We start from the raw sequence: 21,492 nt of genomic DNA on the forward strand, positions 1-21,492 counted from the left end.
GACAGGAGAATGCCCCCATGCCGAAGTCCGCCACCCAGACGCCCCCTCCGACCGACGGCGCGATCGTCGAGCAGGATCTCTCCAGCGAGATGCGCTCGAGCTTCCTGGAGTACGCCTACTCCGTCATCTACTCCCGGGCCCTGCCCGACGCCCGTGACGGCCTCAAGCCGGTGCAGCGCCGCATCCTGTTCCAGATGGACCGCATGGGCCTGCGGCCGGACCGCCCGCATGTGAAGTCCTCGCGCGTCGTCGGCGACGTCATGGGCAAGCTGCACCCCCACGGCGATGTGGCGATCTACGAGGCGCTCGTGCGCCTGGCCCAGCCCTTCACCATGCGCCTGCCGCTCATCGACGGGCACGGCAACTTCGGCTCCCTCGATGACGGCCCCGCAGCCCCCCGCTACACCGAGGCCCGCCTGGCCGCCCCCGCCCTGGCGCTGACGGCGGACATCGACGAGGACACCGTCGACTTCGCCCCGAATTACGACTACACGCTCACCGAGCCGGGGGTGCTGCCCGCGGCCTTCCCGAACCTGCTGGTCAACGGGGCCTCGGGGATCGCCGTGGGCATGGCGACGAATATGCCGCCGCATAACCTGGGCGAGGTCGTCAGCGCGGCCCGCCATCTCATCGAGCACCCGGAGGCCACGCTGGATGACCTCATGGCCTTCGTGCCGGGCCCGGACCTGCCCGCGGGCGGCATGATCGTGGGCCTGGACGGCATCCGGGAGGCCTACCGCACGGGCCGCGGCAAGTTCCTGACCCGTGCCACGGCCCGCGTCGAGAATGTGACGGCCCGCAAGAAGGGCATCGTCGTCACCGAGCTTCCCTACCTGGTGGGCCCCGAGAAGATCATCGCCGCCATCAAGGACAAGGTCGCCTCCAAGAGGCTCCAGGGCATCACCGACGTCGCCGACCTGACCGACCGCAAGAACGGCACCCGCCTGGTCATCGGGGTGAAGAACGGGTACAACCCCGAGGCGGTCCTGACCCAGCTCTACCGGCACACGCCCCTGGAGGACTCCTTCGGCATCAACAACGTGTGCCTCGTGGACGGCCAGCCCCGCACCCTGGGCCTGCGCGAGCTCCTCGAGGTCTTCGTGGGCCACCGGCTGAAGGTGGTGGAGCGGCGCACCCGCTTCCGCTTGGGCAAGCGGCGCGAGCGCGCGCACCTGGTGGACGGCCTGCTCATCGCGATCCTCGATATCGACGAGGTCATCGCGCTCATCCGCTCCTCGGAGGACGCGGCGACGGCCCGGGAGCGCCTGCAGCAGGTCTTCGACCTGTCCGAGGCGCAGGCCTCCTACATCCTGGAGCTGCAGCTGCGGCGCCTGACCAAGTTCTCCGTGATCGAGCTGGAGAAGGAGCGCGACGAGCTCGCCCGGGAGATCGAGGCCCTGGAGGCGATCCTCGCCGACGACGTCCTCCTGCGCCGGGTGGTCTCCCGCGAGCTGGCCTCGGTCTCCGAGGAGTTCGCCACGCCGCGCCGCACCGTGCTGCTCGAGGCGGCCGGCGCAGCGGGCCCGCGGCCCGCTGCCGGCGCGGGGCGCCCGGATGGGGCGGCGGGGCCGGCTCCGCTGGGACTCATGGCGGGCGCCGAGGAGGTGCCCCTGACGATCCCGGACGACCCGTGCCGGATCCTGCTGTCCGCCACGGGCCTCGTGGCGCGCACAGCAGGGGCCGAGCCGGTGGCCCGCTCGGGCGCGAGACAGCCCCATGACGCACTGGTCTCCCAGGTGGCGACGACGGCGCGCGGCCGTGTGGGCGCGGTGACCGACACCGGTCGCCTCGTGCGCCTCGACGTGGTCTCCGCCCCCGAGATCCCGCGCCTGGAGGGAGCTCCGTCCCTGGCGGGGGGCACCCCGGTGCGCCTCCTGGTGGAGATCGAGCCGGAGGAGCGCGTGGTGGGGCTCGTGCCGGTGGGCGACGCGGGCGCGGCCCCGATCGTCCTGGCCACGGCGGCCGGCGTCATCAAGCGCGTCAAGGTTGGCGATGAGCCCGCCAGGGGGGACGCCTGGGAGGTCATCTCCCTGGCGGACGGCGACTCCGTGGTCTTCGCCGGGACCGCCGCCGACACCGATGTGCTCACCCTCGTGGCCTCGGACGCCCAACTGCTGCGCTTCGAGGCCTCCAAGGTGCGCCCGCAGGGCCGCGCTGCCGGGGGCATGGCGGGGATCAGCCTGCACGACGGCGCCCACGTGGTCGCCGCCTCGGCGGTGAGCGCCGACCTGCTGGCCGAGGCGGTGGTGGTGACCCTGGCCGCCGGCGCGGGCGCCCTGCCCGGAACGGGCGGCAGTGTCAAGGTGACGCCCTTGGATCGCTACCCGGCCAAGGGCCGGGCCACCGGGGGCGTACGCGCTCAGAGGTTCCTGCGCGGCGAGGATGAGCTGGTCCTGGCCTGGGTGGGCGTGGGCCCGGCGCGCGCCGTCGGCTCGGGGGGCCAGAGCATCACCCTGCCGGGTCCCGACGAGCGCCGCGACGCCTCCGGCATCCCCACCGTCGCCCCCATCATCGCCATCGGCTGACCGCCCCTCGGGGGGCGGCGCGTACAGTCCTGCCATGAGCGGTCTTCTCATTCGCGGCGCGCGCCCTGTCCTCTTCCGCAGCCGCAGCGAGCTCGGGCGCCTGCGCGCCCGGGGGCCCGCCGACCGGGCCGGGCTGAGCGCGCCCCCGGCCCCGGGCGGCCCCACGGATCTGAGGATCGAGGCGGGCGCCGTCGTCGAGATGGGACCGGCCCTGGCGCGCCACGGCGGCGAGGAGGTCCTGGACGCGGGAGGCGCCTTCGTCATCCCGGGCCTGTGGGACGCCCACGCCCACCTGGATTTGGAGGCCGCCCGCATGGCGCGCCTCGACCTGGGGCGGACCGCTTGCGCGGAGGAGGCCCTGGGAATCGTCGCGGCGAGGGCCCGCGCTCTCCGCTCGGCCGCGGGCGAGGCGGATGGCCCCGCGCTCATCCAGGGCTTCGGGCACCGCCTGTCCAACTGGCCGCGAGTGCCCAGCGTGGCCGAGCTCGACGCCGTCACCGGCCCGATCCCCACCGTCCTCGTCTCGGGCGACGCGCATTCCGGGTGGGTGAATTCGGCGGCGCTCGTGCTGCTCGGCCTGCCTCCCGCGACCGGCGCCGACCCCGGCGCGCCGTTGATGGAGGACGAGTGGTTCGCCGCCCTCAACCGCCTCGACGACGTCCCCGGCTCGCGCGAGCTCGTCGAGTCGGGCTATCGCAGGGTCCTGGAGGACATGGCCGCCCGCGGCATCACCGGTGTCACCGATATGACCTGGGGGCAGGACTCCCCCGCCTGGGTCGCGCGCCTGGACCGCATGGGCGCGGCCGGCCCCCTGCCGGGCCCGCCCCGCATCCGGGTATCGACCTACCGGGAGGGCCTGGAGGAGCGGATCGACGCCCATCTGCGCACGGGCAGTCCCCTGCCGGGCTCCCCCGTGGGCGGCGACGGCATGGCGCTGCTGACGCAGGGGCCCCTCAAGATCATCTCGGATGGCTCCATGGGCACGGGCACGGCCTGCCTGTGCAGCCCCTATCCCGCTGATCTGGGTCTGGATCACCCCCATGGAGTGATGAGCGTGGGGCTGGACGAGCTCACCCGCCTACTGGGCCGGGCCCACGAGCATGGGATCGCGGCGGCCGTCCACGCCATCGGGGACGCGGCGCTCATCGACGTCGCCAGGGCGTTCGCCCGCACCGGGGCGCGGGGCCGGGTCGAGCACGCGCAGCTCCTGCCCGCCGACGCCGCCGGGCCGGAGGGCGCACTGACAACCCTCGTGCGGCTCGGCGTCGAGCTGAGCGTCCAACCAGCGCATCTCATCGACGACTGGGCCGCCGTGGGGCGGGTGTGGCCGGGGCTGGAGTCGCGCTCGTACGCCTTCGCGGATATGGCCGCGGCCGGGGGCATGCTCGCCCTGGGCTCGGATGCCCCGGTGGCGCCGCTCGATCCGTGGCTGGCGATGAGCGCCGCCGTGGGGCGGCGCGCCCCGGACGGCTCGGTGTGGTCCCCTGATCAGCGCCTGACGGCGGAGGAGGCCCTGGCGGCGAGCGTTGATGGCGCGGAGCCCGTTCGCGCGGGGTCACGGGCAGACCTCGTCCTGCTGCCGGACGATCCCCTCATGCTCGGCCCGGAGGACCTGCGGGCGGTGCGCCCGCTGGCCACGGTGGTCGCCGGCGCACTGACCGCCCACCGCTGAGGACCCGGGCCCCGGCCCGTCGGGGCGTCACACGTCCAGGCCGTAGAGGATCGTGCCGCGCGTGGGCTGGTAGCCGAGCCGCTCGTAGAGGCTGCCGGCGCCCGTCGGGCTCGCGGAGTCGACCCCGGCGGCGGCGTACTCCATGCCGTCGGCCGCGTAGGCGCGCATGGCCGCGGCCAGCAGGGCCGCGCCGAGGCCCCGCTCCGAGTACTCGGCGAGCGCGCCGAGCATGTCGGTGTAGCCCTCCTTCCAGCCCAGGGCCTCCCAGTCCTGCTCGTAGCGGCTGGACAGGAGGTACCCGGCGATCCGGGCGCGGTCACTGGAGCGGTCCAGGGCCACGAAGGACCATTCGGGGGCGAAGAACGCCCGGCCCGCGGCCCACCGCTCGGGGCTCATCGGCTCCGCGCCGGCGTCGTCGGCCGCCCGGTTGTGGACCCGCAGGATCGCCTCATCCAGGTCCTTGGACCACGGTTCGATGCTGAGGAAGCGGTCCACGGGGGCCTGCGGGATCGGCTCGCTCAGCGAGCGGCGCACCTCCCGGTACCAGCGCTGAGGCGAGTATCCGAGGTTCGTCAGATGCGTCTGCATCCGCTCATCGTCCTCGAGAACCGTGGTGATGATGTGGGCGGGGATGAGAGAGCCATCGCCCTGCCTCCCCGCGCGCTCAGCGCCGATGAGGTGGCGGGCCCGCTCGGACTGCCAGTGCAGGATCGCCCCGCCGATGCCCCGGCCCCGCCAGAGGGGGTCGACGACGCCTAGCACGGAGGCGAAGATCTCCGCGGCCGGGCGAACCCGGACGAGCCCGAAGGCGCGCATGACGCCATCGCCGTCCCTCCCGGCGACGCCGGAGTACGTGGGGTCGAGGAAGTACTCGGCGGTCTCCTGGTCGGTGGTGCGGTAGGGGGGATCATCGACATCCTCGGCCCGGGCCACGAGCGCGGCCAGCTCGGCGTTGTCGGCGGGGCCCAGGGGCCTCCAGGACAGGGAGCGGGGCAGGGCCGAGCGCGCGCCCGGGCGCATCATCGACCACGCCGCGGCCGCGGTGGCCTTGGGCCGTCCGTAATATGCCATCATCGCCTCCCTGTCTGCCTATCCGATGCCCTGCCGACGAACCGCCGACGAAGTGCCAGTGAGCTTCCACTCCCGCCGCCGGCTCCACAACGGCCCGTTGCCGGCCTCATCCGGGGGCGCTCGTGTCCCCAGCGACACCCGCCCCGGGACCAGGATCCGTTTCCGGTAAGGCTACCGGAGAGGCGGGGCCAGTCCCTCCTCCTGCAGGTGGAACCGGGAGCGGGCCGGGATGGGCGATGGCGGGCCCTCGCCGGCGCTCAGGCGTCGATGCGCTCGCGATCCACGGCGTCGGCCCCGGCGATGATGAAGTCGCGGCGCGGCTCCACGCTGGAGCCCATGAGGAGTTCGAAGACGTCCTCGGCGTGGGTCAGGGCGGCCTCGTCGGCCAGGGTGATGCGGCGCAGGGTGCGGTGCTCGGGCTCCATGGTGGTCTCGGCGAGCTGATGGGCGTCCATCTCCCCCAGGCCCTTGTAGCGCTGGGGCTCCTTGAAGGACCGTCCCTGCTTCTCGAGCCGGCGCAGGGTGGTGACGAGCTCGTCGTCGGAGTAGGTGTAGATGATCTCCTTCTTGCGGCGCCCGGAGCCGGAGACCTCGATGCGGTGCAGGGGCGGCACGGCGGCGAAGACGCGGCCCGCCTCGATCATGGGGCGCATGTAGCGGAAGAAGAGGGTGAGCAGGAGGGTGCGGATGTGGGCGCCGTCGACGTCGGCATCGGTCATGAGGATGACCTTGCCGTAGCGGGCCTGCTCGAGGTCGAAGGTGCGCCCCGAGCCCGCGCCCACCACCTGGATGATCGCCGAGCACTCGGCATTGCGCAGCATGTCCGCCTGGGAGGCCTTCTGGACGTTGAGGATCTTGCCGCGGATGGGCAGCAGCGCCTGGTACTCGGAGTTGCGGGCGTTCTTGGCGGTGCCGAGCGCGGAGTCGCCCTCCACGATGAACAGCTCGGAGTGGGCGACGTCGTTGGAGCGGCAGTCGGCGAGCTTGGCCGGCAGGGTGGAGGTCTCCAGGGCGGTCTTGCGACGGGTGATCTCCTTGTGCATGCGGGCGCTCACGCGGGCGCGCATCTCCCCGACGACCTTCTCCAGCAATGAGCGGGACTGGGCCTTCAAGTCCCGCTTGGTGGAGGTGAGCAGGGCTGTGAGCTCCTTCTCCACGACGCGGGCGACGATCTGGCGCACGGGGGCGGTCCCCAGGACCTCCTTGGTCTGCCCCTCGAACTGCGGCTCGGGCACGCGCACGGTGACCACGGCGGTCAGGCCCGCCATGATGTCGTCCTTCTCGATGCGCGGGTCCTTGGCCGTCATCTTCAGGGCGCGGGAGTTGGCGTCGATCTGCTTGCGCAGCACCTTGACGAGGGCCTGCTCGAAGCCGGTGAGGTGGGTGCCGCCCATGGGGGTGGCGATGATGTTGACGAAGGAGCGCTCCAGGGTGTCGTAGCCGATGCCCCAGCGCAGGGCGATATCGACGGAGCAGGTGCGCTCCACCTCCACCGGCCGCAGGTGGCCGGTGGACTTGTCGAGCTGCTGGACGGTCTCGGTGTAGGTGCCCTCGCCGCTGAGGCGGAAGGTGTCGGTGACCGAGGCGTCGGTGGCGAGGAAGTCGACGAAGTCGGCGGTGCCGCCGCGCGCCCGGAAGACCTCGGCGCCGTCCTCGGCGCCGGTGTCGAACAGGTCGCCCGCATGCTCGACGGCGTTCTTGGCGGCCGCGCGCAATGAGACCTCGGCGACGGCGTCGTCGGTGGCCCCGGCGTCGGCGGCGGGGGTGGTGGAGGCGGCGATGGCCTCGGCCTCGGGGCGCTGGTCGTCGAGGGACAGGGTCAGGCCGGGCACGAGGAAGCTGGTCTGGCGCAGGCGGGCGCGCAGGGCGCCGGCGTCGTACTCGGTGGGCCTGGGGAAGATCTGCGGGTCGGCCCAGTAGCGCACGCGGGTGCCGGTGACGCCCCGCTTGACCTTGCCGATGACCCGCAGCTCGGAGGCGTCGGTGAACTCGGTGAAGGGCGAGTCGGGGCCTCGGCCCGCGGCGTCGTCGAAGGAGCCCGGCACGCCGCGGTGGAAGCTCATGGCGTAGGTCTTGCCGCCGCGATCCACCTCGACGTCCATGCGGGAGGCCAGGGCGTTGACGACGGAGGCGCCCACGCCGTGGAGGCCCCCGGCGGCGCCGTAGGAGCCGCCGCCGAACTTCCCGCCGGCGTGGAGCTTGGTGTAGACGAGCTCGACGCCGGTCAGGCCGCTGGAGGGCTCGATGTCGACCGGGACGCCGCGCCCGTTGTCGCGCACCTCGATGGAGCCGTCGTCGTGGACGATGACGGCGATGGCGTCCCCGTGGCCCTCGAGGGCCTCGTCGACGGCGTTGTCCACGATCTCCCACACGCAGTGCATGAGGCCGCGCTGGTCGGTGGAGCCGATGTACATGCCGGGGCGCTTGCGCACTGCCTCGAGCCCTTCCAGGACGGAGAGGTGGCGCGCGGAGTAGTCGCCTCGGCTGGTCTTGTTCTCGGATGCGGGCACGCCCGGAATCTAGCCGATGCCGAGGCCGCGGTGCTTCTGCCGCGCCGCCGACGCGGCTCGTCGGCGCCGTTCCGGGACGAGGCTCACAGGAGGGGCGCTGACATGCGCGGAGTCACGGAATCATCACAATATGACGATGAGTCTATAAAAATCCTGGAATTAAACGGGTTTCCTCCAGGTTGTGGGCCTCGACAGCGCCGGAGCCGGCACCGCTGCCCCATCGGTGACGGCGCATCCACCACGGCGGTGCATCACCGCCCCGACAATGAGGTTCCTTCACTCCCATGCACGACTCCACCGCACCCGATCAGATCTCCCAGGCCGCCCCGCGCACCGGCACCGACATCGTCGTCTCCCCCGCGGCTCGCCGAGCCCTCGCGGCCTCGCGCATCGTCGTCGGGGCCTACCTGCTGTGGGCCTTCTTCGACAAGCTCTTCGGCCTGGGCTATGTGGTTCCCCCCGAGGGGGCGTGGATCCGCGGGGGCACGCCCGCCCAGGGGTTCATCAACCACATCGAGGGCCCCTTCGCCGGCGTCTTCTCGGTCTTCGCCAACCCGGCGGGGGACGTCCTGTTCATGGCCGCGCTCCTGGGCATCGGGTCCGCCCTGCTCCTGGGGATCGGACTGCGCATCGCGGCGGTGAGCGGCACGCTCCTCATGCTCATGCTCTACCTGGCCGAGTTCCCCCTCGTCAACGGCGGCACGAACCCGATCATCGACGACCACTGGCTCTTCGCCGCCATCATGATCACCTCGGCCCTCACCCTCGCCGGTGACACCTGGGGCCTGGGGCGCCGCTGGGCGGGGAAGGTGGGCGACGGATGGCTGCGTTGAACGACGGCGGGGCCCTTCCCCCCGTCTCCGGCGCCTCATCCGGCTCGGGGCCGGTGCTCGTCTACGACCCGGACTGCTCGGTGTGCACCGCCTTCGTGCGTCAGCTGGGCAAGCGCGCGCACCCCGCGGCCGGGCTGCGGCTGACCCCCTCCTCCCACTGGGACGGGCCCGGGGCCGAGTGGACGGACCGCTCCGCGGTGTTCTACGACCCGCGCGAGGACGCCTTCCACGTGGAGGAGCAGGCCATTGGGCGCGCGCTCATGACCGCCGGACCGCTTCCCAGGGTGGCCGGCAGCCTCATCATCCACCAGCCCCTCAAACCGCTGGCCAGGACCGTGTACCGGGCGATCGCCCGCAACCGGCACAGCCTAGGCTGCCAGGGCTCGTGCGCCGTCCCACCGCGAGAGCCCTCCGCCACCCATCCGGCGCCATAGCTCGTCGGCGGCGCCTCCGTCGCCGCGATACCTCGAATCGCGGATCGGGGACGGCTGGGAGGTCCCGCCCGAGCGGCTCGCCCATCGTCCCCGATCGGCCCACGGCGAACTCTCTGCGCCCCCGGCGGAAACCCGCGCCCGCGGACCGAATCGGGAGGGCGGACGTGGTCCAATCGAGTCATGAGCACTACGAGCACCTCCGTCATCGAGCGCGCGGCCTCGGCCGAGGCCGCCCCTCTCAACGAGGACGTCGCCGTCGAGACCCGTCCCCTGACCTCAGCGGACCGCTGCGACGCCTGCGGCGCCCAGGCCTGGATGCGCGTGGTCCTCGTCTCGGGAGAACTGCTCTTCTGCGCCCATCACGGGCGGGAGCACTCCCGGGCGCTCGCCGGGCGGGCGCTGTTCATCCAGGACGAGAGCTCGCGCCTCGCCGAGGGCGCCTGACCCCGGGCCCCTCCCCGGTGCAACCGGCATCGCGCGGGCGCGCCCGATCCGTCAGGGATCTGGCGCGCCCGCCGCCGTCACCGGGTGCGCGGCTCGGGCCAGAGCCGGTGGAAGTGGTGGACGGGGCCGTGCCCGTGCCCGATGCCGAGGGAGTCGGCGTGCTCGAGGGCGCCGGTCAGGTAGGCCTTGGCATCGGTGACCGCCTCCAGCCAGGAGGAGCGCCGCGGCCTGAGCGCCGCGATGGCCGAGGAGAGCGTGCAGCCCGTCCCATGCGTGGAGGCGGTGTCCACGCGGCGTCCGCGCAGGAGCTCCAGGCGCTCGCCGTCGGCGTAGACATCGGTCGCCTCCTCATCGAGATGGCCGCCCTTGACGAGGACCCTTCGAGCGCCTCGCTCCACGAAGCGGCGCGCCTGGGAGGCCAGGCCCTCGATGTCCTGGGCGGGCTCCTCGTCGAGCAGGATGGCGGCCTCGTGCAGGTTGGGCGTGATGAGATCGGCCTTGGCGCACAGGCGCCGCACGGCCCCGATCGCATCGGCGTCCAGGAGCCGGTCGCCCGAGGTCGACACCATGACCGGGTCGAGGACGGTGCTGCCGAGCGCGGGCAGGTACTCCCCCACCGCGCTCGCGAGCCCCGCGGTGGCGAGCATGCCGATCTTCGTGGCATCGGGGACGATGTCGTCCAGGAGGGTGTCGAGCTGAAGACGTGCGAAGTCGACCGTCACGGCCTCCACGCCCGCGACGCCGCGCGTGGACTGCGCGGTCAGCGCGGTGATGACGCTCATGCCGTAGGCGCCCAGCGCGCTCATGGTCTTCAGATCGGCCTGGATCCCCGCGCCGCCGCTGGGGTCCGAGCCGGCGATGGTCAGGGCGGTGATGGTCATGCGGGCCCTCCTCCCTCCCAGGCCTCCCGCAGTCGCGCCGCGGCGTCGCGCGGGTCCTCCGCCAGGCAGATCGCGGAGACGACGGCGGCCCCCTCCAGCCCGGCCGCGCGCAGGCCCGGCAGGTCGTCGATGGCGATGCCGCCGATGGCGACCGCGGGCAGGGCGGTGAGCGCCGCGAGGGCGCCGACGCCGTCGACGCCCAGGCCCGCCGGCGCGTTGGTCTTCGTGCGGGTGGCCCGCACAGTGCCGATGCCGACGTAGTCGCAGGCCCCACCGCCCTCCGCCGCGCGCAGCTGCGCGGGGGTGGCGGCGGACAGGCCGATGAGGGCCTCCTCGCCGATGAGGCGGCGCACGACGCTGACGGGCAGATCCGACTGGCCGAGGTGGACGCCCGCCACTGGCGCCCCGAGCTCCCGTGCGGCGAGGAGGACGTCCACCCTGTCGTTGACGATGACGGGGACCCGCCGACCGACCGCCTCGGCGATGTCGAGGACCTCGGCCAGGAAGGAGCCGCCGTCGGTCCCCTTGGCCCGCAGCTGGACGCAGGTGGCTCCCCCGTCGACGGCGGCGAGGACCGTTTCCCGCGTGGTGCGCCCCCGGCTCCGGCACTGGGCCTCATCGGTGACGAGGTAGAGGGACAGATCGATCGGCGGCCTCATGCCGCCTCCTCGGTGATCGTCACGCGGTCGAGGTCGCGGGCGCGCACGGCGTCCAGGGCGTCGAGGAGGGCCGGCTGGAAGGAGCCCGGCCCGGTGGCGCGGGCCGCGGCCAGTTCCGCCGCCGCGCTGTAGACGGCGTGGCAGGCCGCCGTCGCGGTATGGGGGTCATGCCCGGACGAGCGGCCGGCGGCCACGAAGGCGGCGATGAGGGCGCCCAGGGCGCAGCCGCCTCCGGTGATGCGGGTGAGCATGGGGGAACCGCCTGCCACGCGGGTGGTCCGCCCGGCGGAGACGATGGCGTCGACGGGCCCGGAGACGGCCACGACCGCCCCGTGGCGCGTGGCGATCGTCCGGGCCGCGTCGAGCGCGGCCTCGACGTCGTCGGCCGTCTCCGGGCCGCGTCCGCCGCCTCCCCCGCCGAGCAGGGCGATGATCTCCGAGGCGTTCCCGCGCACCACCGTGGGACCCAGCTCGACGAGCCGGTGGGCCAGGGCGGTCCGGTGCGTGAGCGCCCCGATGGCGACGGGGTCGAGCACCCACGGGGTTCGGGCCGAGGCGGCGCCGTCGGCCGCCTCCAGCGCCGCCTCGCGCTGCTCGGGATGAGGCGTGCCGAGGTTGATGAGCAGTCCTGAGGCGAGCGCGGCGAAGGGCCCGGCCTCCCCGGTGATGTCCACCATGGCGGGCGTCGCGCCCGCGGCGAGCAGGACGTTGGCGGTCAGGCTCGTGACCACCGAGTTCGTCAGGCACTGGATGAGCGGCGAGGTCTCTCGCACCGCCTCCAGAATGGTCGGGGCGCAGTCGCGCAGAGCCATCGTGACATCCCTTCGCCAGCATTGTCTGAGCAGGTTCGACGGGTGTGATCTCAGCCTTGCGGCACCCCGTGTCAGCGGCGACGATAGCATCGTGGCCGGGAGCCGTACAGCCCCCGGCCACGATGAGGGTGAATGAGCGCCCCGCGTATCAGCCGGCGTCCGCGGCCCGGGTGCCCTGGCCGTGGAAGTTGGACTGGACGACGATGCGATCGCCCAGGGGCGCGGCGAGGGTGACCCTCACGGTCGCGATCTCGAGGATCGCCGGGCATTGCGCGGGAGCGCCCGGGAGGGACCCGACGGAGAGGTTGATGTCCACGGCGTCGGGCGACTCCCCGACATCCGCGTGGACGCCCAGGCAGGTTGCCGGGCCGCTGGAGAAGCCGAGCTCGATCGTGGTCTCGTCGACGGCGCGCCAGGTGTCCCACGCCTGGGGCCGGGGGTTGACGAGGTCGTCTCGCGAGACCCACTCGCCCCCCGTGGTGGTCTGGACGGCGGTGGGCTCCCCGGTGGCGGCGGACTGCTGCGATGAGGATCCGGAGTCCTTCGAATCCTTGGACTGGGAACAGGCGGCGATCAGCAGGGGAAGGCCGACGGCGCCGAGGCCGAGCACCAGCCGCCGGGTGGGCCGGCCGGGGCGGGAGGGGTATGCGTTTCTCATGCCCTCATCTTCCCCTGGAGCAGCGCCCAGCGTCCAGGAGCCGGCAGGTCAGTGGCCTCTCCGTGGCGTCGGGGCCCGGAGCGGGCCCCATCAAGGCGCCGACCGGGCCCGATCAGTCGAGGTAGTCGCGCAGGACCTGGCTGCGCGAGGGGTGGCGCAGCTTCGACATGGTCTTGGACTCGATCTGCCGGATGCGCTCGCGCGTGACCCCGTAGACCTTGCCGATCTCGTCGAGGGTCTTGGGCTGGCCATCGGTCAGCCCGAAGCGCATGGAGACCACACCGGCCTCCCTCTCCGAGAGGGTGTCGAGCACCGCGTGCAACTGCTCCTGCAGAAGGGTGAAGCTCACGGCGTCGGCGGGGACCACGGCCTCGGAGTCCTCGATGAGATCGCCGAACTCGGAGTCGCCGTCCTCGCCGAGCGGCGTGTGCAGGCTGATGGGCTCACGGCCGTACTTCTGGACCTCGACGACCTTCTCCGGCGTCATGTCCAGCTCGACGGCGAGCTCCTCCGGGGTGGGCTCGCGACCCAGGTCCTGGAGCATCTGGCGCTGCACGCGAGCGAGCTTGTTGATGACCTCCACCATGTGGACCGGGATGCGGATCGTGCGGGCCTGGTCCGCCATGGCGCGGGTGATGGCCTGGCGGATCCACCACGTGGCGTAGGTGGAGAACTTGTAGCCCTTGGTGTAGTCGAACTTCTCCACGGCGCGGATGAGACCGAGGTTGCCCTCCTGGATGAGGTCCAGGAAGAGCATGCCGCGGCCGGTGTAGCGCTTGGCCAGGGAGACCACGAGGCGCAGGTTGGCCTCGAGCAGGTGGTTCTTGGCGCGCTGGCCGTCCTGAGCCACCCAGTGCAGCTCGCGGCGGTACTTCGCGGGCAGGTCGTTTCCCTCGGTGGCCAGCAGGTGCTCGGCGTACAGGCCGGCCTCGATGCGCTTGGCGAGCTCCACCTCCTGCAGGGCGTTGAGGAGCGCGACCTTGCCGATCTGCTTGAGGTAGTCCTTGACCGGGTCCGCCGTGGCGCCGGCGGTGACGACCTTCTGCGCGGGCTCATCGGCGTCGTCGGAGTCCGAGACCGTGAAGGAGCCGTCCTTGTCGCGGTCCTTGGCGCGCTTGCCGGCCTTCTTGGCGGCGGCGCGCTCGGCCTCCTCGCGGCGCATCCTCTCGAGCTCCCCGGTCAGGGCGGCGATCGAGGGCTCCATCTTGATGCCCTTGATGACCCAGCCGCGGAAGATGTAGCCGTTCTCGGCCAGGAACTCGCGGGCCACCATGGGCGCGGAGTCGCCGATCGTGAATCGCGGGACAGGGCCGTGACCGTAGGGGGCCAGGGTGATCGGCTCCTCGAGAGTGCCGTTGCCGTCGATCTCCAGGCCCTGGACGATCGTGTGCGAGCGCACGTAGAGGGTGGCGCCGGGGGCGAGCTTGATGCCCTTGAGGGAGGCCGGGGTGTTGAAGGGGTGCTTCTTCGTGCCGTCCCCGTTCTCCTCCAGGTTCACGTCGAGGTAGTAGTCGCGCAGCTCAGGGGCCGGGCCGTCGTCCTCCTGGGCGGCATCAGCGTCCTGGAGGTCGTCGTCCTCGGCATCGTGATCATCCTGGGGCTCGTCCTCGTCGGCGTCCCCGTCCGAGTCGTCGTCGAGATCGGCCTCCTGCTCATCGGAGTCATCGGCATCGTCCGAGTCCGCATCGATATCGAAGTCGTCCTCGAGGATCTCATCGGCGTCGTCGATGTTCTGAGCACGCTTGCGCAGGGCGGTGGAGGAGGCCACGGGGCACCTTTCACGTGGGGAGTCTGCTCAGCGGCGGGCCGGCCCTCGACTCCCCCTCATCTCCATGGGGAACCGGGCGCAGTCCACCACCATCGCAGCGGGCAACCCATCAATTGTAGCGTTTATTCCCGCTCCGCTCAGCATCGGCCCAGCGCAGCGGCGCTCGACGGCCCCGCCTTGCCACTACCCTGGCGCCATGACGCAGATCGACCGCACGATGAGCCTCGTGCGCCAGGCCGTGGACGAGCGCATCTCGCAGGCGATCGCCGAGCGGAGGGACGGGTGGTCCGATGCCGGGCCCGCCGCGGATGAGCTCCTCGACGCCGCCGCGGATCTGCTGGGGGGCGGCAAGCGCATGCGGGCGGTGCTGGCCGCCATCGCCCTGTCCGCCACGGCCGGGGGCGCGCGCCGCGAGGAGATCCTGTCCGGACGGGCCTGCGCCGGCCTGGGCGCCGCCCTGGAGCTCTACCAGGCCAGCGCCCTCGTCCACGACGACGTCATCGACGCCGCGCTGACCCGTCGGGGCCTGCCCGCGGCCCACCGCCGCTTCACCGCCGCGCACCGGGGCGCCCACCGGCTCGGCGACGCGGAGGCGCATGGCCGCAGCGCGGCGATCCTCCTGGGGGACCTGCTGCTGTCCGCCGCGGGCTCCGAGCTCGGAACGGCCCTCGCCCAGTGCCCACAGGGGACCCGGGCGGCGGCGCGGGCCGCCTTCGACGCCATGACGGAGGAGGTGGCGCTCGGCCAGTACCTGGACGTGCGGGCCGAGTCCCTGCCCCTGTCCGATGAGGGGGAGGATCACGCCGCCGCCGGCCGGGCGATGGAGGCGGCCGCCCTGGCCGTGGTCCGCCGCAAGTCGGCCCGCTACTCCGTCATGCGGCCCCTGCTGATCGGCGCGCTCCTGGGAGGACTGCCCCCTCGCGGCCAGGCCGTGAACCTCCTCGAGGAGCTGGGCGAGGCCACCGGCATCGCCTTCCAGCTGCGCGACGACGAGCTCGGGGTCTTCGGCGACCCCGCCCGCACTGGCAAGCCCGCGGGCGATGACCTGCGCGAGGGCAAGAGGACCGTGCTGATCGCCCTGGCATGGCAGCGCTGCGACGCCGGGGGCAGGGCGCTCCTGCGCCGCGTGCTGGCCAACGCCCAGGCCGATCCGGATGGTATCGCAGCGGCCGCGTCGCTCATCGAGGACTGCGGTGCCCGGGCCGAGCACGAGAAGAGGATCGACGGGCACGTCGAGCGGGCGCGCGGCGCCCTGGAGGCCCTCGCCGCCGCGGAAGCGGGGGTGTCCCCGGACGCCGTCGCCGACCTGTCCTCCGTCATCTCCCTCCTGACCGACCGCAGCGCCTGACCCGCATGGGGAGCCCGCCCCGGCGCTGCGGCCCGGCGCGGGCGCGCGCGGCCCGTAGAATGCCCCCGTGTCCCACGACCCCCTGACTGGCCGGATCGTCGACTCTCGCTACGAGGTCGGCCAGCGCGTGGCGCGCGGTGGCATGGCGACGGTCTACAAGGCCTACGACCGCCGCCTCGAGCGCGATGTCGCCCTCAAGCTCATGCACCCCCACCTGGCGGACTCCCCCGACTTCGTCGCCCGCTTCCGCCGCGAGGCCAGGGCCGCCGCGAGGCTGTCCAATCCCGGCGTCGTCGCCGTCTACGACCAGGGCGCGATCGACGGCGTCGCCTACATCATCATGGAGTACGTGCCCGGCCCCACCCTGCGGGACCGCATCGCCTCGGGCCCCCTGACGGTGGCCGAGGCGCTGGAGATGACCAGCCATGTGCTCCGGCCGCTGGGCGCCGCCCACCGCGCCGGGCTCATGCACCGGGACATCAAGCCGGAGAACGTCCTGCTGCCTGCCGATGGCTCCGTGCCGAAGGTCGCCGACTTCGGCCTGGCCCGGGCGGTCACCGAGGCCACGCAGACCTCCACGGGCAACATCCTGGGGACGGTGGCCTACCTCGCCCCCGAGCTCATCACCTCGGGTGCCTCCACACCGCGCGCCGACGTCTACTCGGTGGGGGTCATGCTCTTCGAGCTGCTCACCGGCGAGCAGCCGTTCAGCGCCGACACCCCGATCCAGATCGCCTTCCGCAACGTCCACGAGGATATCCCCGCGCCCTCGACGCGCGCCGACGGGATCCCGGTGGCCATTGACCGGCTAGTGGCCGCGATGACCGCGAGGGACCCGCAGGAGCGGCTCGCCAACGCCGACGACGCGCTGCGCGCGGTCAGGGAGGCGGCAGAGGCCGTCGTCGAGGACGCCGGGCCCGCCTCCCCGGCGGGCGCGAGCGGCGCTGCCGAGGGGACCAGCGCCGATGGCCCCGGCAGCGCGCGGAGCGCCGGGAGCCCCGGCAGCGCCGACGGCGCGGGGATCCCGATCGGCGCGGCGAGCCCGGCCGGCGCCTCCGGCCCGCTCAGCGCGGGAGTCACCGCCAGCGCGGCCACGCCCGCGGAGTCCTCCCTGACCGCCCGTCTGCCCTCCAACCCCCTTGATCCGGGCGCCGTCACGCCCAGCGCGGGGATGCGCACCGTCTCCCTGCCGATCGGCTCGATCTCGAGCGCCACCGGCGAGGGCGCCGACGGCGCGGAGGATCCCGATGCGCGCGCGGCAGGCCTCCTCGGGCGCCGCCTCCTCATCGCGGGCGGCGCGCTCGCCGTCCTCGGCGCGGTGGGCGGCACGGGCGCCTGGTACTTCGTCTCCGGCCCCGGGCGCCGGGTCCGGGTCCCCCGGATCGAGGGCCTGTCCGCGGAGGAGGCCAGTGCCGCCGTCTCCGGGGCGGAGCTGGTGTGGGCCGAGCCGACCACGGTCTACTCCGACTCCGTCCCGGCCGGCACGGTCATCTCGGCCACACCGGCGGGCGGCACCTCCGTGACCGTGGGGGCGCGCATCCAGAGCGTCGTCTCGCTCGGTATCGAGCAGAAGACCGTTCCGGATGTCGTCGGCAAGACCGAGCACGACGCCCAGACGGCCATCATCGACGCCGGCCTGACGGTGGGCCAGACCTCCCGGGAGCACTCCTCCTCCGTGGCCACCGGCATGGTGATCTCCACCGATCCGGCGGCGGGCCAGTCCCTGGACAAGGGAGCGGTCGTCAACATCACGATCTCCAAGGGGCGCGCCTCGGCCACGGTGCCCGATGTCGTCGGCAAGACCGAGGAGGAGGCCCGCAAGGCGCTCGAGAGCGCCGGCCTGGAGATGAGCGCCACAAGGGCCAATGACAAGTCGGTCAAGGAGGGCCGTGTCATCTCGCAGTCGCCGAAGAAGGGCGCCAGTGGCGTCTACAAGGGCGATGCGGTGGCGCTGGTCATCTCGCAGGGTCCGAAGATGATCGCCGTCCCCGATGTGACGGGCAAGTCGGAGAGCGAGGCGAAGAAGGCGCTCAAGGACGCCGGCTTCGAGGTGGAGGTGGACAAGGCCTGGACCGGACACGTCTTCGGCGAGGTCGACTACACCAGGCCCGCCAAGGGCGAGCAGGCCGCCGAGGGCTCCAAGGTGGTCGTGCGCATCAAGTGAGGCCGCCCCGGCGAGTGGCCGGCGCGAGGGTGTGCGCCGACGAGTCCCGCGACCGGGCGGGCGCCGCGCCGGGGAGGCCCGGTCGGCTCACCCGGTGGCCGTGCGCGCCCGCCGCGCCAGGAGGGAGATGATCCCCGTGCTGCTGCCGCGCAGTTCGCGCAGTCGGTCGCGCCATGGCGCCGGCCAGCCGAGCGCCCGGCCCTGCGCGGTGACGATGGCCAGGGCCAGCGCGGCGCCGGCGGCGTCCTGCCGGCTCATGAGGGCATCGGCGGTGGCGACGGGGAGGCCGGGCTCGGGCAGGAGGCGCAGTCGGCGGGCGCGCTCCAGGGCCGCGCTCGTGACGGCGGCGAGCTCCCCGGCGAGGCTCGCGTCGTCGACGGCTCCGGCCAGGCGCTCCAGCGAGGCCAGGCAGGCCGCCTCGTCCTCCCAGTCGGTGGCGGCCAGTCGGCTGGCCCAAGGGGCGGTGGGTGTGCGGGCGGCGCCGTCGAGGCCCTCGAGCTGGGTGCTCATGGCCTCCAGGTGGTCGCGGTGCCAGCGCAGGGAGGCGCCGTCGTCGGGGATCATGGCGGCGGCGAGCCCCTCCATGCGGCGCAGATGGGGCAGGTCGGCCTCGGCCTGGGCATTGGGCTCGGCATCACCCGCGGCGCCGCTCGCGAGCCGGCGCAGGACGGCCAGGTGCTCGCCCCAGTCGGCGGAGCGCGCGCTGTGCCTGGCGAGCGCGGTGATCGCGGCACTGGACTCGGCGGGGGCGCCGTCGCGGACGATGCCCTCCAGGAGGCCGGGCAGGTCCGGCAGGACGTCGCTCCACTCCCCCAGCGCGGCGATGAGCTCGGGCTCGCGGGCGGCGGCGAGGAGGAGGCGGGCATAGCGCAGGCGGTGCCGGTCGGCGATGTGCCGGGGTGAGGTGGAGGCCAGGGCGAGCGCGGCGTCGCGGCCCTCGGTGGCGACGTGCGCGAGGATCGTCCAGGCCTCCGGGGCGTCGAGCCAGGAGATCATGGCGCGGGCGGCGGCCAGGCGCACATCGGGACGGGAGTCGCGGGCCATGGCGGCGCCGGTGAGGGTGGGCAGGTCCGCGGGGCGGTGGAGGCGGGCGAGCACGCGCAGGGCCTCCTTGCGCGCGCTCATGCGGATGGGGGCGGACAGCGCACCGGTGAGGATCTTCGAGGCGACGGCCGGGTCGAGGCGCGCCGCGCAGGACATGGCGCCGTCGAAGGCGGCGCGGGCATGGTCTCCCCCGGCGTGGCGGGCGATCTCGCGCAGGGCGGCCTCGGGGTCGTTCAGGTGGGCGAGGGCCTCGAGGGCGGAGACCCGGGTGTCGGGGGCATCGGCGTCGAGCCAGGGCCGCAGGTCCTCGACGGTCGTGGAGGGGATGCGCGCGAGTGCGGCCAGGGCGCGGTGGCGCTCGGGCCGGGTGGTGGTGCGCGCGTCGATGCGGCGGCGCAGGGCGGAGGCGTAGGCAGCGAGGCGCTCGGGGTCCCAGCCGCGGGCGCCCTCGGGCAGGAGCGCCAGGTAGGTGTGCTCGCGGTGCCAGAAGCGGCCCCGCAGGGGCCGATCGAGGAAGAGGATCTCGACGAGGTCCTGCCGCATGGCGCTGATGGCCTCGGTGACGGGGCGCAGGGCGGCGAAGGACTCGTCACGGCGCACGAGCTCGGCCACGCGCTCGGCGCGGGTCGCGGGGTCGGCCAGCCAGGCGACGGCGGCCCCCTGGCGGTCCGCGGCGACAGGGGAGTCGAGCGCCTGCACGAGGAGGGAGTCGAGCAGGGGATCGCCATTGGCCTGGCGGCCGAGGGCGGAGTGGAGGTCGAGGAGGAGGCCGCACTCCCCCGCGACGGACTCCTCGGCGAGCCGCTTGGCGAGCGCCTCGACGGCGGCGGAGGCCAGGGCGCGCCCGGGGGTGAGCGGCGGGTGCCACAGGCGCGGCTCGTCGCCGACGGCCGCCTGGAGGAGCCGTGCGGGGCCCGTGGGAGGGTTCCCGGTGGCGAGGGCGTGGTCGGTCAGGGCCCAGGCGAGGCCCTGGAGGGTCCACTGGGTGGCGCTGGAGGCGTCCTGGGCGCGCAGGGCCGCCCGGATGAAGCCCTCCAGGGGCGTGAGGGGGCAGCGGGCCAGGATGGACAGGGGGATGGAGGCCAGCTCCCTGGCGACGACGAGCCGGACCGCGTCCTGCTCGTGGTCGAGGGCGCCCAGGCGCAGGAGGACCTCGGTGAGGGCGTCGGCGTCGCGGCTGCGCCCGGCGGAGCCGATGAGGGCCGCCCAGGCCTGGGCCCGCTCCTCGGCGCCCAGGGCGTGCAGGCGCGGCCCGGCCTGGAGGATGGCCTGGTCGGGGGGCAGGAATCCGGCGAGGACGAGCTGGGGGAGGGCGCTGGCGGACTCGGGCAGGGCCGCCATGCGCTGGGCCTCGTGCTGGCGCCGGTCGCGGGGCAGGACCTCCAGGAGCGCCTCTGAGTAGTGGCGGCGGGTGGTGTCGATGCCGTCGAGAGCGCCGTCGAGGACCTCTTCGCGGTCCCGGGGAGGCAGGGCCGCGAGGATGGCGGCGAGGCGCCCGTCGTCGTCACGGCCGGCGCGGGCCAGGGCGATGCGCTCGGGGACGGTGAGCAGGTGGAGGGCGCGGTGGAGACTCTTGATCAGGCGGGCGCTGGCCGTGGTGAGATGGCGCTGGCCGACGTCGTGGGGGGCGCGGGCCAGGAGGGCGCCGACGGCGGTGGGATCGTGGCGCAGGAGGCGCCCGAGGTGGGGGTCGAGCCCGTGCGGGACGACTCGGGTGGGCCCGACGGTCAGGAGCAGGGCGATGAGCCCGCCCGGCAGGCGGGCGGCGAGGGGGGCGTAGGCGGTGCGGGCCCAGGCCCAGGCGCTGTCGCGTTGGACGGGGGTGGCGCCCTCGAGGCGGCGGGCGAGCTCGTCGAGGACGACTCCGGGGTGGCGCCGGGCCAGGGGGGCGAGGCTGGGCAGGAGGTCGCCGAGATCGGCGATGAGGGAGCGCGCGGTGGGCTCGTCGGCGGAGGCGAGGAGGCGGGCGCGGTCGGCGTCGGCCAGCGGCAGGCCGAGGAGGATGGCGGCCATGTCGGTGCGACGCGTGGCGCGGATCCGGTGCTCCAGGGCGCGGCGCTGCTCCAGGGGCAGGGAGAGGTATCGGGTGGCGAGGTCGTCCGTCCCGGGGACGGCACCGTGGCTGAGGGCGCGCACGCGCTCGGCGTCGCCGACGGCCCTGGCCGCGGCCAGGGCGAGACCGGCGTGATAATCGGAGCGGGCGGCGAGGCCGTCGAGGAGGGCCCCGAGGGCGGGGTCGGCGGCATGGTCGCGGGCGAGGCGCACGAGGGCGCGCACGCGCTCGACGTGAGGGAGGGATGGCAACTGCCGAGCCAGGGACTCGGCATCGGGAAGGGTCATGGGGCGAGGCTACCGGGCGGCCTGCCGCTTCTCGCCGCCGACGACGAAGCCTTGTCCCCTTCGAGACCTTCCCGGTTCCGGGCCCGGCCTCAGGCGTGGCGCGCCTGGAGCATCTCGGCGACCTCGAAGGCCATCTCGAGGGACTGCTGGTGGTTGAGGCGAGGGTCGACGAGGGTCTCGTAGCGCTCGGCCAGGCCGGCCTCGTCGATCTGCTCGCCGCCGCCGAGGACCTCGGTGACGTCCCCGCCGGTGAGCTCGACGTGAATGCCCCCGGGCACGGTGCCCAGGGCCCTGTGGACCTCGAAGAAGCCGCGGACCTCGTCCATGAT

At 73.7% G+C, this 21,492-nt stretch carries 16 protein-coding genes and 1 riboswitch; of the genes, 7 read left to right on the top strand and 9 right to left on the bottom strand.

Annotated features, from left to right (window positions below; all coding sequences use genetic code 11):
* Window positions 1-17 precede the first annotated feature (17 nt).
* Both B1H55_RS08525 and B1H55_RS08530 read left to right on the top strand, forming a co-directional pair.
* Entirely contained in the window at window positions 18-2,525 is a 2,508-nt protein-coding gene (locus B1H55_RS08525) for a DNA gyrase/topoisomerase IV subunit A (RefSeq protein ID WP_096519440.1), read from the top strand.
* A 34-nt stretch (window positions 2,526-2,559) separates the two neighbouring features.
* Window positions 2,560-4,197: an amidohydrolase gene (locus B1H55_RS08530; protein WP_080461684.1), complete on the top strand. Its 1,638-nt coding sequence runs from the start codon at window positions 2,560-2,562 to the stop codon at window positions 4,195-4,197.
* 27 nt (window positions 4,198-4,224) lie between these two features.
* Here the strand turns inward: B1H55_RS08530 and B1H55_RS08535 are convergent, their stop codons facing one another.
* Together B1H55_RS08535 and B1H55_RS08540 are read right to left on the bottom strand one after the other, a co-directional pair.
* Window positions 4,225-5,271 (bottom strand): GNAT family N-acetyltransferase, encoded by a 1,047-nt coding sequence (locus tag B1H55_RS08535; RefSeq protein ID WP_073451764.1) that lies wholly within the window; start codon window positions 5,269-5,271, stop codon window positions 4,225-4,227.
* A 254-nt stretch (window positions 5,272-5,525) separates the two neighbouring features.
* Window positions 5,526-7,778 (bottom strand): DNA gyrase/topoisomerase IV subunit B, encoded by a 2,253-nt coding sequence (locus B1H55_RS08540; protein WP_073451762.1) that lies wholly within the window; start codon window positions 7,776-7,778, stop codon window positions 5,526-5,528.
* 284 nt (window positions 7,779-8,062) lie between these two features.
* Between B1H55_RS08540 and B1H55_RS08545 the strand changes: the two genes are divergently transcribed.
* The 3 genes from B1H55_RS08545 (at window position 8,063) to B1H55_RS08555 (ending at window position 9,489) form a co-directional block, all read left to right on the top strand.
* Window positions 8,063-8,611, top strand: coding sequence for a DoxX family protein (locus tag B1H55_RS08545; protein WP_073451760.1), 549 nt, complete (start codon window positions 8,063-8,065; stop codon window positions 8,609-8,611).
* Window positions 8,599-9,045 carry a thiol-disulfide oxidoreductase DCC family protein gene (locus B1H55_RS08550; protein WP_077240273.1) on the top strand — a complete coding sequence of 149 codons (447 nt, stop codon included), beginning with the start codon at window positions 8,599-8,601 and terminating at the stop codon, window positions 9,043-9,045. The genes B1H55_RS08545 and B1H55_RS08550 overlap by 13 nt, the downstream gene beginning before the upstream one ends.
* Window positions 9,046-9,225: 180 nt before the next feature.
* Window positions 9,226-9,489: a DUF7455 domain-containing protein gene (locus B1H55_RS08555; protein ID WP_073451756.1), complete on the top strand. Its 264-nt coding sequence runs from the start codon at window positions 9,226-9,228 to the stop codon at window positions 9,487-9,489.
* 77 nt (window positions 9,490-9,566) lie between these two features.
* Here B1H55_RS08555 and thiD read toward each other — a convergent pair whose 3' ends face one another.
* The 5 genes from thiD to B1H55_RS08580 all read right to left on the bottom strand — a co-directional run bounded on the left by thiD (window position 9,567) and on the right by B1H55_RS08580 (window position 14,267).
* On the bottom strand, window positions 9,567-10,370 hold the full coding sequence (gene thiD, locus B1H55_RS08560; protein WP_073451754.1) for a bifunctional hydroxymethylpyrimidine kinase/phosphomethylpyrimidine kinase: 804 nt from the start codon (window positions 10,368-10,370) through the stop codon (window positions 9,567-9,569).
* Window positions 10,367-11,029, bottom strand: a complete 663-nt coding sequence (gene thiE, locus B1H55_RS08565) for a thiamine phosphate synthase (RefSeq protein WP_073451752.1) — start codon at window positions 11,027-11,029, stop codon at window positions 10,367-10,369. Before thiE ends, thiD begins: the two co-directional genes overlap by 4 nt.
* A complete protein-coding gene (gene thiM / locus B1H55_RS08570) occupies window positions 11,026-11,841 on the bottom strand; it encodes a hydroxyethylthiazole kinase (protein ID WP_073452000.1) in 816 nt (271 codons plus the stop codon). Before thiM ends, thiE begins: the two co-directional genes overlap by 4 nt.
* Window positions 11,832-11,920: riboswitch (TPP riboswitch) on the bottom strand. Its footprint overlaps the gene before it by 10 nt.
* Window positions 11,921-11,989: 69 nt before the next feature.
* Window positions 11,990-12,499 (bottom strand): hypothetical protein, encoded by a 510-nt coding sequence (locus B1H55_RS12355; RefSeq protein WP_096519438.1) that lies wholly within the window; start codon window positions 12,497-12,499, stop codon window positions 11,990-11,992.
* A 112-nt stretch (window positions 12,500-12,611) separates the two neighbouring features.
* A complete protein-coding gene (locus B1H55_RS08580) occupies window positions 12,612-14,267 on the bottom strand; it encodes an RNA polymerase sigma factor (RefSeq protein WP_073451750.1) in 1,656 nt (551 codons plus the stop codon).
* A 196-nt stretch (window positions 14,268-14,463) separates the two neighbouring features.
* Here B1H55_RS08580 and B1H55_RS08585 point away from each other — a divergent pair, with 196 nt between their 5' ends.
* Window positions 14,464-15,615, top strand: a complete 1,152-nt coding sequence (locus B1H55_RS08585) for a polyprenyl synthetase family protein (protein ID WP_073451748.1) — start codon at window positions 14,464-14,466, stop codon at window positions 15,613-15,615.
* A gap of 67 nt (window positions 15,616-15,682) precedes the next feature.
* Window positions 15,683-17,779: a Stk1 family PASTA domain-containing Ser/Thr kinase gene (locus B1H55_RS08590; RefSeq protein ID WP_077240274.1), complete on the top strand. Its 2,097-nt coding sequence runs from the start codon at window positions 15,683-15,685 to the stop codon at window positions 17,777-17,779.
* 87 nt (window positions 17,780-17,866) lie between these two features.
* On the opposite strand, the gene B1H55_RS08595 is transcribed toward B1H55_RS08590, so the two are convergent.
* Complete coding sequence (locus B1H55_RS08595) at window positions 17,867-21,163, bottom strand: hypothetical protein (RefSeq protein ID WP_073451745.1); 3,297 nt, start codon at window positions 21,161-21,163, stop codon at window positions 17,867-17,869.
* Window positions 21,164-21,252: 89 nt separating this feature from the next.
* Window positions 21,253-21,492 (bottom strand): 3-deoxy-7-phosphoheptulonate synthase (locus tag B1H55_RS08600; RefSeq protein WP_143222416.1); only part of this gene is annotated, 240 nt, incomplete at its 5' end.

The organism is Actinomyces denticolens (genome assembly GCF_002072185.1).
Taxonomy (GTDB): domain Bacteria; phylum Actinomycetota; class Actinomycetes; order Actinomycetales; family Actinomycetaceae; genus Actinomyces; species Actinomyces denticolens.

Excerpts from the sequence above, each read along its gene's own strand:
- B1H55_RS08595 (WP_073451745.1), bottom strand. The coding sequence starts at position 21,163 with ATGACCCTTCCCGATGCCGAGTCCCTGGCTCGGCAGTTGCCATCCCTC.
- B1H55_RS08550 (WP_077240273.1), top strand. The coding sequence starts at position 8,599 with ATGGCTGCGTTGAACGACGGCGGGGCCCTTCCCCCCGTCTCCGGCGCC.
- B1H55_RS08585 (WP_073451748.1), top strand. The coding sequence starts at position 14,464 with ATGACGCAGATCGACCGCACGATGAGCCTCGTGCGCCAGGCCGTGGAC.
- thiM (WP_073452000.1), bottom strand. The coding sequence starts at position 11,841 with ATGGCTCTGCGCGACTGCGCCCCGACCATTCTGGAGGCGGTGCGAGAG.
- B1H55_RS08545 (WP_073451760.1), top strand. The coding sequence starts at position 8,063 with ATGCACGACTCCACCGCACCCGATCAGATCTCCCAGGCCGCCCCGCGC.
- B1H55_RS08535 (WP_073451764.1), bottom strand. The coding sequence starts at position 5,271 with ATGATGGCATATTACGGACGGCCCAAGGCCACCGCGGCCGCGGCGTGG.
- B1H55_RS08525 (WP_096519440.1), top strand. The coding sequence starts at position 18 with ATGCCGAAGTCCGCCACCCAGACGCCCCCTCCGACCGACGGCGCGATC.
- B1H55_RS08555 (WP_073451756.1), top strand. The coding sequence starts at position 9,226 with ATGAGCACTACGAGCACCTCCGTCATCGAGCGCGCGGCCTCGGCCGAG.
- thiE (WP_073451752.1), bottom strand. The coding sequence starts at position 11,029 with ATGAGGCCGCCGATCGATCTGTCCCTCTACCTCGTCACCGATGAGGCC.
- thiD (WP_073451754.1), bottom strand. The coding sequence starts at position 10,370 with ATGACCATCACCGCCCTGACCATCGCCGGCTCGGACCCCAGCGGCGGC.
- B1H55_RS08530 (WP_080461684.1), top strand. The coding sequence starts at position 2,560 with ATGAGCGGTCTTCTCATTCGCGGCGCGCGCCCTGTCCTCTTCCGCAGC.
- B1H55_RS12355 (WP_096519438.1), bottom strand. The coding sequence starts at position 12,499 with ATGAGAAACGCATACCCCTCCCGCCCCGGCCGGCCCACCCGGCGGCTG.